General features: G+C 69.2%; 7 protein-coding genes. 2 read left to right on the forward strand and 5 right to left on the reverse strand.

Features of this window, described 5'->3' with window-relative positions:
• Positions 1 to 73: 73 nt before the first annotated feature.
• The gene (locus tag IG64_RS37805) at positions 74 to 319 is read right to left on the reverse strand and encodes a phosphoribosyltransferase family protein (RefSeq protein ID WP_051813748.1); all 246 of its coding nucleotides are present in this window, start codon (positions 317 to 319) and stop codon (positions 74 to 76) included.
• Positions 320 to 407: 88 nt separating this feature from the next.
• Here IG64_RS37805 and IG64_RS35950 point away from each other — a divergent pair, with 88 nt between their 5' ends.
• Positions 408 to 719: a universal stress protein gene (locus IG64_RS35950; protein ID WP_324609602.1), complete on the forward strand. Its 312-nt coding sequence runs from the start codon at positions 408 to 410 to the stop codon at positions 717 to 719.
• Between the two features lie 474 nt (positions 720 to 1,193).
• Positions 1,194 to 3,578 carry a phosphoketolase gene (locus IG64_RS35955; protein WP_037864374.1) on the forward strand — a complete coding sequence of 795 codons (2,385 nt, stop codon included), beginning with the start codon at positions 1,194 to 1,196 and terminating at the stop codon, positions 3,576 to 3,578.
• A gap of 1,198 nt (positions 3,579 to 4,776) precedes the next feature.
• Here the strand turns inward: IG64_RS35955 and IG64_RS35965 are convergent.
• From IG64_RS35965 to IG64_RS35980, 4 genes are all read right to left on the reverse strand, one after another.
• On the reverse strand, positions 4,777 to 5,370 hold the full coding sequence (locus tag IG64_RS35965) for an SMI1/KNR4 family protein (RefSeq protein ID WP_158771738.1): 594 nt from the start codon (positions 5,368 to 5,370) through the stop codon (positions 4,777 to 4,779).
• Positions 5,371 to 5,449: 79 nt separating this feature from the next.
• Positions 5,450 to 6,505: a TniQ family protein gene (locus IG64_RS35970; RefSeq protein ID WP_037864378.1), complete on the reverse strand. Its 1,056-nt coding sequence runs from the start codon at positions 6,503 to 6,505 to the stop codon at positions 5,450 to 5,452.
• Positions 6,506 to 6,614: 109 nt separating this feature from the next.
• Positions 6,615 to 7,715: an ATP-binding protein gene (locus IG64_RS35975; RefSeq protein ID WP_234438726.1), complete on the reverse strand. Its 1,101-nt coding sequence runs from the start codon at positions 7,713 to 7,715 to the stop codon at positions 6,615 to 6,617.
• Positions 7,716 to 7,816: 101 nt separating this feature from the next.
• Complete coding sequence (locus tag IG64_RS35980) at positions 7,817 to 8,581, reverse strand: TnsA-like heteromeric transposase endonuclease subunit (RefSeq protein WP_107474458.1); 765 nt, start codon at positions 8,579 to 8,581, stop codon at positions 7,817 to 7,819.
• Between the last annotated feature and the right edge of the window lie 616 nt (positions 8,582 to 9,197).

Raw genomic sequence — 9,197 nt, forward strand, 5'->3', positions numbered from 1 at the left:
GCGCATGCTCTGCAGGGAGAACATGCAGGAGGTGGAGGGCATGTCCCGCACCCTCGCCGTCGGCCTCGACGGATCATCCGGGAGCTGACGTCCGTACCGACGGAGCCGAGGAGGAACCGAACCCCAGTTCCGGTTGCCACGGCACGTGCAGCTTGCGTACGACGGCCAGGTCGAGCGGCGCGCCCAGGCGGCGGGCCACTGCGGACGCCACCCGGACACCTCCGCGTGGAACTCCCAGTACCACGGCGTCCGGGCCGCGCAGGCGGCCCAGGTGCGAGGCCAGATACCGTCCCGCGTCCGCGCGGTTCTCGTAACGCATGGGCCACCTCCAGACGTAGGTCCGGGCCTGGCGGCGACCGGCGCACCAGACGGTCAACCAGGCCCTGAACACCGGAGTGTCCGATCGCGTGTACGAGCACCAAGCCGCCGAAGCTCTGGAGGCGGCACTGCGGGACCTCCCGCCCGAGGTTGAGGTACGACGCCGCCTCGTGGACGGACCGGCCCGGCGCGCGCTCCTGGACGCCGCGTGCGAAGCCGATCTGCTCGTGGTCGGAGCCTGCCGTCGTCCGGGACACTTCGGGCTCCAGCTCGGCCGGCTCTCCCACACCGTCCTGCACCACTCGCCCTGTCCGGTCGCCGTGGTCCCCGTCGCGGTCACCGATGACCGGGCACAGACCCGCTTCGCCGAGGAGAGACGTCACGGCTACCAGGGCGGCTGATGGGGACGGCCGTGTCCACAGCCGGCCGGTACCGCCAACTCGATGCAACCCCGGAATCTCAGGGCGGCGACCGCTCCGGCCGGAGGACGGGACGCAACGAATCACCTGGCGGCCGGACGAGGAGAGGCGCCGTCGCCACGCTGGCGCCGGACCCGGGCTCCTGCCGGAGGGCCGCCCTGCGGGCCTGGCCGTCGAGGGAGCGGCGCCGGTGCGACCCGGCCACGGCACGGTCACCCCAGACGCCTCCCGCGCCCACCGCGCCGAAGCCAGACCTGCACGCCACCGGACCGGATCAAGGTGACTGTGTCATCCCACCACTGTGACGCGGGGACGAGTCATCGCCGCCTTCGGCCGATCGGCCCTGTGAACTCCATGGGCCCGTGCGGACCCCCGCCCGATCGGCGGAGGATGGGGCACACGAACCGGGAACCCGCGGCCCGCCCGGCCTCTGCACCGACACGGAAAGGAATCCGGATGTCCGTCGACACGCGGCAGGCGCACGCCCCTCTGGCGGAGGACGAGCTGAGGTCGCTGGACGCCCACTGGCGTGCCGCGAACTACCTCTCCGTCGGCCAGATCTACCTCCTGGCCAACCCGCTGCTGACCGAGCCGCTGCGCCCGGAGCACGTCAAACCGCGGCTGCTCGGCCACTGGGGCACCTCACCCGGGCTCAACCTCGTCCACACCCACCTCAACCGCCTCATCCGCGCGCGGGACCTGGACGCGTTGTGCATCTGGGGGCCCGGTCACGGCGGACCCGCCGTGCTGGCCAACTCCTGGCTGGAGGGCACGTACACGCAGACGTACCCGGACGTCACCCGGGACGCGGCCGGCATGGAGCGGCTGTTCCGGCAGTTCTCCTTCCCCGGCGGGGTGCCCAGCCACGTCGCACCCGAGACACCGGGCTCGATCCACGAGGGCGGCGAACTCGGCTACTCCCTCTCGCACGCCTACGGCGCCGCCCTCGACAACCCCGGTCTGCTGGTGGCATGCGTGATCGGCGACGGCGAGGCGGAGACCGGACCGCTGGCGGCGTCCTGGCATTCAAACAAGTTCCTCGACCCGGTCGACGACGGAGCGGTGCTGCCGATCCTCCACCTCAACGGCTACAAGATCGCCAACCCGGCGCTGCTCGCCCGGCTGCCGGAGGCCGAACTCGACGACCTCCTGAGGGGTTACGGCCACGACCCGATCCACGTCACCGGTGACGAACCCGCCGCCGTCCACCAGGCACTGGCCGCCGCTCTGGACACCGCCGTCGACCGGATCACCGCCATCCAGCGCGCCGCCCGTAAGGAGGGCGCCATCGAGCGGCCCCGCTGGCCGGTGATCGTCCTGCGCACCCCCAAGGGCTGGACCGGACCCGCCCAGGTCGACGGCCTGCCGATGGAAGGCACCTGGCGCTCCCACCAGGTTCCCCTGACCGCCGTACGGGACGACCCCGCGCGTCTGCGGCAGCTGGAGGAGTGGCTGCGCTCGTACCGTCCGCAGGAACTGTTCGACGAGCACGGCAGGCCCCGCGCGGACGTACTGGCCTGCATCCCGGCAGGCTGTCGACGGCTCGGAGCGACCCCCCACGCCAACGGCGGAGTGCTGCTGCGCGAACTGCCCCTGCCGCCGCTGGAGAAACACGCCGTCGAGGTCGACAAGCCCGGCGCGACGGTGCACGAACCCACCCGCGTCCTCGGCGACATGCTCCGAGACGTCATGGCCGCGACCGCCGACCGGCGCGACTTCCGCCTCGTCGGCCCCGACGAGACCGCCTCCAACCGCCTCCAGGCCGTCTACGAGGCCAGCGGCAAAGCATGGCAGGCGCGGACCCTGGACGTGGACGAACACCTCGACCGGCACGGCCGGGTCATGGAGATCCTGTCCGAACACACCTGCCAGGGCTGGCTGGAGGGCTACCTCCTCACCGGCCGACACGGACTGTTCTCCTGCTACGAGGCGTTCGCGCACATCGTCGACTCGATGGTCAACCAGCACATCAAGTGGCTGCGCACCACCCGCCGCCTCCCCTGGCGCGCTCCCATCGCCTCCCTCAACTACCTGCTCACCTCGCACGTGTGGCGCCAGGACCACAACGGCTTCTCCCACCAGGACCCGGGTTTCGTCGACCACATCCTCAACAAGAGCCCGGAGGCGGTCCGGGTCTACTTCCCGCCGGACGCCAACACCCTGCTGTCGGTGGCCGACCACGCCCTGCGCAGCCGCGACTACGTCAACGTGATCGTCGCAGGCAAACAGCCCTGCTTCGACTGGCTGACCATGGACCAGGCCAAGGTGCACTGCGCCCGCGGAGCCGGTGTCTGGGGCTGGGCGGGCACCGAGGACGGCACCCGCGAACCCGACGTCGTCCTCGCCTGCGCGGGCGACGTACCCACCCAGGAGGTGCTGGCCGCCGCCCAGTTGCTCCGCCGCCACCTGCCCGAGCTGGCCGTGCGCGTGGTCAACGTCGTGGACATCGCCCGGCTGCTGCCCCGCGAGGAACACCCCCACGGCATGACCGACTTCGAGTACGACGGCCTGTTCACCGCGGACAAGCCGGTGATCTTCGCCTACCACGGCTACCCCTGGCTGATCCACCGCCTGGCCTACCGCCGCACCGGCCACCGGCACCTGCACGTGCGCGGCTACAAGGAGATCGGCACCACGACCACCCCGTTCGACATGGTGGTCGGCAACGACCTGGACCGCTACCGCCTCGTCATGGACGTCATCGACCGAGTCCCCGGTCTCGCCGTGCGCGCCGCAGCCGTACGCCAGCACATGGAGGACGTACGGCTGCGCCACCACGCCTGGATCCGCGAGCACGGCGTCGACCTGCCAGAAGTCACGGAGTGGACTTGGGACACCTGATCGGACCTGACGGAGCGCGTTGCGCCGAGCACCGGCCCCGCCGCCGTCCAGTTCCTCGGACGAATCGCCCTGTACTGGGAGCAGCCCGATCCGTGACACCGCAGCAGGTTCTACGGGCGCGATGGGCGGTACACGTGGCACGAGAGCTGCCGTCTGCCGCGGATCGGTTACGCCGGAGAAAGAGGCTGGCTACAAGAGGGGCGACGCCGGCCCCCGGACATCGCCGTCACCTGCTCGACCCATCCTGCCCCCAGCGAACTGACTGAGCCTCTGGTTGCCTCCCCTGCGGGCGCGTACGGAGTCGGACAGGATCCGCCAAGAGGAACCGCCATGACGGCCCAGCCCGATTACGACCAAGCCGTCCCGCAGCCGTCCATCTGGACAGTGCGACCTGGACAGCGCTGCAACGCTGCCAGGAGCACCGGCGCCGACTCAGTACGGACAACCCCCACCTGCCCGTCACCCGGTTCACCCGCACCCATCACGGACCTGCCGGCGCCGCCCACATCCGCGACAGCCTCGCGCCCGCTGGCCTCCTGCCGCGCATCCTGCGCTCCACCCGTCTGCTCGCTCTCGCAGACGAACTCCACTCAAGATCCTCACCATCTTCTTGGGGATGTCCTACGCAGGTCTCGCCCACAACCGGCCCACCCCAACTCTCACCAAGTCGACATAATTACGCAGACTGAATCACGAGCTTGCGAAAGTTGAATACACTCGAGAAGAGTCCGCGCCCAACTCCGTTTCCATGCAGGTCGTTTTGCTGTGAGGTATCCTCGAACACTGGGCGCAGAAGCGCCTGCCCGGCACCGCCCCAGCCTTAACCTTAGCCAGACCCAGGATTTCGCGGAGCGAATTCCTGTATGTCGAATTGCGGAGCAATTCGAGTCGCGGACAACGGAGTTGTCCGCACCGGACGGCGGAGCCGACCGGTGGGCCACGCGGAGCAATTCCTGTTCCGCCGCGTATGTCGTTGACAGGTGTAGATGATTATTGGGTGGTGCTGTGACCTGCGGGTGTTCAGGTAGATCGAGTGGCCGGGATGGGTATCTGCTCAGGATTCCTGGTCAAGTGATGATGACTGCCCTGGCTGGACAGGCCTGTGACCTGCGGGGTTTGTGTGTTGCTGGTCGGGTGTGCAGATGGGTTGGATGGGTGTGCATCTTCGCTGGTCCTGGGGAGGTGGGGGGAGCGGGCGCTACTCGGTTTTCCACCATCCTTGCTGGGTGTGCCAGTCCCTTGCCCAGCTCAGGAAGTCGCCGCCTGCCTGCTGGGAGGGGGTGTCATCGGCATATGGTGCGGCGCAGCCGTCGCGTAGCCACCACACCTGGCCGCGTTGTGGGCCGGTCACGACCAATGTCCAGTACTGCCCCGGCTGGTCGCTGCCCAGGAGTACCGAGCCGTGGGTGTAGGTCTGGTGCAGCAGCGATGAGTGGAGGCTGTGGTCGTAGTAGTCGTACTCCCACTGCCATTCCTCTGTCAGCGGGAAAGGCTCTTTGAACGGCCGTGGTGCGGTGGCGTCGAAGGGGTCCGGGCTCATCCAGTACTCCGCTTCCCACACGGCCCAGTTTGGCGGCTTGGCGCCCACCGGCAGCAGACCTCCCGCGTCCGGCGGGCCGTCGTCGGTGCCGTTCGCGATCTCGGCCACGAAGGTGCGATACGGCTCCGGCAGCACCACACCGTGGCCTTCTTCCCAGGCGTGAAGCGCTGGCCAGCCCAAAGGACAGCGCCGGACACCGGCAGGAAAGACTTCCTCCAGGAGGGCTATCGCATCCGACATCGCATCATCCACGCCCTACAGGTATCACCGACCGCCGATACCCTGCCCCGGCCCGCACGGAACGCAGGCGAAGTGCCGAGTTCACGCTGCCTCACGCCCTGTGTCGTTTGAGGGCCCAGGTGAGGGCGGGGACGTGCAGGGGGACCGCGCTCGCGTCGCCTTTTCGGCTCCCCAGCCATCGCTGTAGTTCGCCACGTGTGTGTCGGGCGAGCCAGCGGGCGAGGGGCTCGACCTCGTCGACAGGGCCAGCGCCGGTGCGCGTTCGGAGTGCGTCGGCCAGCAGGCCGGCCAAGTGCTGTTCGGACACGGCGTGCTGGCGACCGGCGGCGGCCGTGAGCGTCTCGGTCAGGGCGAGGGTTTCGGGGTAGGTGACCAGGTCGCGGGCGATGACCCGCCACGGCCGTACCCGGCCCGTATGACCGGCCTGCTCGGCGAGGGCCGCAAGGCGTCTGTCCCAGGGCACGGCCACGGCACCCGCCGTCAACTCCGGCTCGGTGTAGAGGTGTTGGATGATGCCGCGCGCCCACTCCCACGCCGCGACGGCTATGCCACCTTCGTCGGTGAGGTTGTGGTGGCGTCGGTGTGCGACCAGGACGCGGGCGGCTTCCGGTACGCCGAGGTGATCGAGTGGGATCTGGGATGGCCCGGTGTAGCCCACCTCACCGCCAACGAGCCAGATGCGATGGGTTCGGCAGACGCACTGGTGCCAGCCCCGGTACTGCCACACCTCCTGTCCGTGGCTGCGTGGCGCGGTACATCGCAGGCACCCGGCCATGACCGAAGCCGCGGCGTGCGTGGTGGTGGGGGATTGCCAGTGCGCGGCCGGCCCGGTGTGGTGCCGCAGAGCATCGAGGTCGAGTGGCCAGGCGGGCAGCACGCGTGCCAGGACCTGCTCCTCGATGCGGCTGTAGGCGGCGAGGCGTTCGCGGCCGGCGGCGTTGAGGTAGAGCTCGGCGCCCGGCCCACCCCGGCCGCTTACCGTGGCGCGGCCTTCTTGCTGAAGGACGGCGCGGAGGTAAGGAGCTGGGGGCAGGTGGTAGCGGGCTGCGCACCGTGTGATCCACGAAGCGGTCGTCTCGCCTTCGACCGGGGTGGTGCGGATGGCACCCGAGGCCAGGCGGTCTTGGGCGGACGGGGACAGGGGCATGGCGTGATGGGGTCAGCTTTCACGTGGCCGGTGGGCGAGGGCAGAAGGGGGACGCCCACCGGGCGGCGGGCCAGGAGGAAGACAGGACGAAGGGCGAGGGCGACGGTGTTCAGGCGGCCGTCCGGGAGGGCCCGGAGCCAGCCTGCTCGGCTGGGGGCCGTGTGTCCTGCTCAGCGAGGTGGTCGAGTTGGACGGCCTCGAGCTGCTTCTTGGTGATCTTCTCGGTGCCGTCCAGGATCGCGGTGATCGCGGCTTCCCGGATCAGCGCGGACAGGCTGCCGATGCGCCCGCCGGTGCGCGTGTGCAGGTAGCCAGCCATGCGCCCCAGTGACCCGGCGCGATGCTGCTCAAGGCGTAGCGCGTCTTCCATGCCGTCCAGCAGCCCGCGCCACGCGGCCTGCTGCTCCCGAGAGCCGTAGGGCAGGGGAGGGTTGGACAGGAGCTTGAATCGTCCCGCCAGCTGCGCCCCGCGGATTCCGGTCAGCAGGGGTGAGTCCTCGACGGCGACTCCGGCGTAGACGAAGGTGGCGCCGACGCGTTCGGACAGGTACTTCATCTGGTCGGACGTCTCGGCTCCGGCGCGGGTGCGGGTGTCCAGGAGGTGGATGTCGTCGACGAGGACCAGGCCGGTGCCCAGATCGCGCAGGGTACCCACGACCGCGTCGGTGATCTGCGCCTGGTTCATCCGCGCCGCCACCGGCAGGCCCAGGAAGCGGGCGAACTCCGAGACGAGCATCTTCGGGGTGGCGGCCGGTGGCACGGCGACGAACGCCACCGGCAGCCGTCCCTCGTCGCTCTCACTTCCGCGGCGTCGTCGCTCGGCGAGGTGGAAGGCGCGTCCGAGCTGCTGCAGGGCGGTGGTCTTGCCGGTCGTCGGGGGACCGGACACGATCAGTCCGCGCCGCGCGGTTCCGTCATGGCGCCGGTTCAGGATCATCAACCGGCCCTTGGCAGCTTCCCGCTCGGCCATGCTGCGCACCGTCGGGTCGTACTCCGCCCGCCCCCTGCCATCCAGTTCCGCACACCCGGTCTCGACCTCACGGATGTGCCGCTCCCACGCCAGCGCCCGCTCCCGCACGGCAGGCTCGAGCCCCTCCAACGGTCCGCGCGCGGGCAGGCGTTGCCGCGGCGCCCCGCCGATCACCGTGAACTCCTCATCCGCCATCAGATGCGTGGCCAGCACGACCTGGACCCCACCGGCTTCGTCCACGAGCCGGCACCGCGCTCCCTCCAGCCCGGCCACGGTGAACTCCCCGCCAGCGAACGGCACTTGACCCCCTACCTGCACCACAGCACGCTGCTGCGCCCCACTCATGCCGCACCCTCCCCGGCCGTGATCAGCGAGTGCCCGCCCAGCACTTGACCCAGATCGACGTGGAGCTGTGAGGACCACAGGGCGTGAAAGAGCGCGGGCCACACCCGTATCGCCTCTCCCACCTCACCGACTACTTCAGCCGCAGGCCGCGGCACCACGCAGGCCTTCCGTAGCCGGTCCACCACGGCCGCGTCCGCGTAGCGCGGATGCCGATACCCCGACAGCCACCGCACATTCGCCACCCGCACCGGCTCAGCAGGCCCCACCAGCCGATACCCCCACCCCGCCGCACGCGCACAAGAACCCAACACCCGCGCCCTGAAAGTCAGTTGGCGAGAAGGACCACTCACGCCGACGCAATCGACCAGCTCCCGCCGCCCGCCGGCCCACCGCACCAAGAGCTGCGGAGCATGCCGCACCACCGAGCTCCCCGCGCGCCAGACGAACTCCACAGGCCGACACGCCAGATCCACCACCCGGCGGTCCTGGTCGAGCAGCATCAAACGATCCCGCTGCGCCGCGCTCCCGTAGTGCACGAGCCGCCCCGTGGTCGCCGACCACCACCATCCCGGCGCCAACCGCTTGCCCCGGCGCACTGGAAACATCCTGACCGGCACACAGTCCTCCAGACGTTGCTCGTGTGCAGCACGCAGCCACGGCATCTGCCGCCGCTCACCGCCCGGCACCACGAAGCGGACATCGATGTATGAAGGATCAAGACAGGCCTCGTCACGCCCGTCCACGGAGGAGTTCAAGATCATGACTCCAGTGAACAACTTCTCAGAAAGACCGAGCAATACGCAGATTCACAGAGCCGCACCACCATCTCTGAAGCTGAGCGCATTGCGAAAAACCCTGAACGGGCACCATCGCGTAATTCACCGAAAGAGCCCTAGAAGTCAAAGACAAGAAATTCTGGGCACTCACCTCCACATCCAAGAAGCGAGCCAACCTGCTGCTCCCTGCACCGTCGTCGCCCTACCGACCAGAGACGGCTCCAGGAGCAGCCGGCCTCGCACAATGCCACCGGAGAGCACGACTCTGCCAGCCACCCGTGGAGGCAAGCCTCTGACCAGCTCATACATGGCCTTCAGAGGAGCGAAGACGCGGCGCAGCTCTCCAGCCCAGGCGAGGTCGATCACAGGGGAGAGCTTGCCTCTACACCAGGGAGCAACGTATCCTCGCCCAGAGCCGGACCAGTTCGGCGAGCCAGGGTAAAACTGACGGAACGTCAGATCGTAAATGGTGGCCGGGCGAAGGGCGAGTCCCTCAACCTCCTAGCCAGCCCCAGGAATTCGCGGAGCGAATTCCTGCAGGCCGAATTGCGGAGCAATTCGAGCCGCGGACAACGGAGTTGTCCGCATTCGACGGCGGAGC

The organism is Streptomyces sp. NRRL S-340 (assembly GCF_000720185.1).
GTDB lineage: Bacteria > Actinomycetota > Actinomycetes > Streptomycetales > Streptomycetaceae > Streptomyces.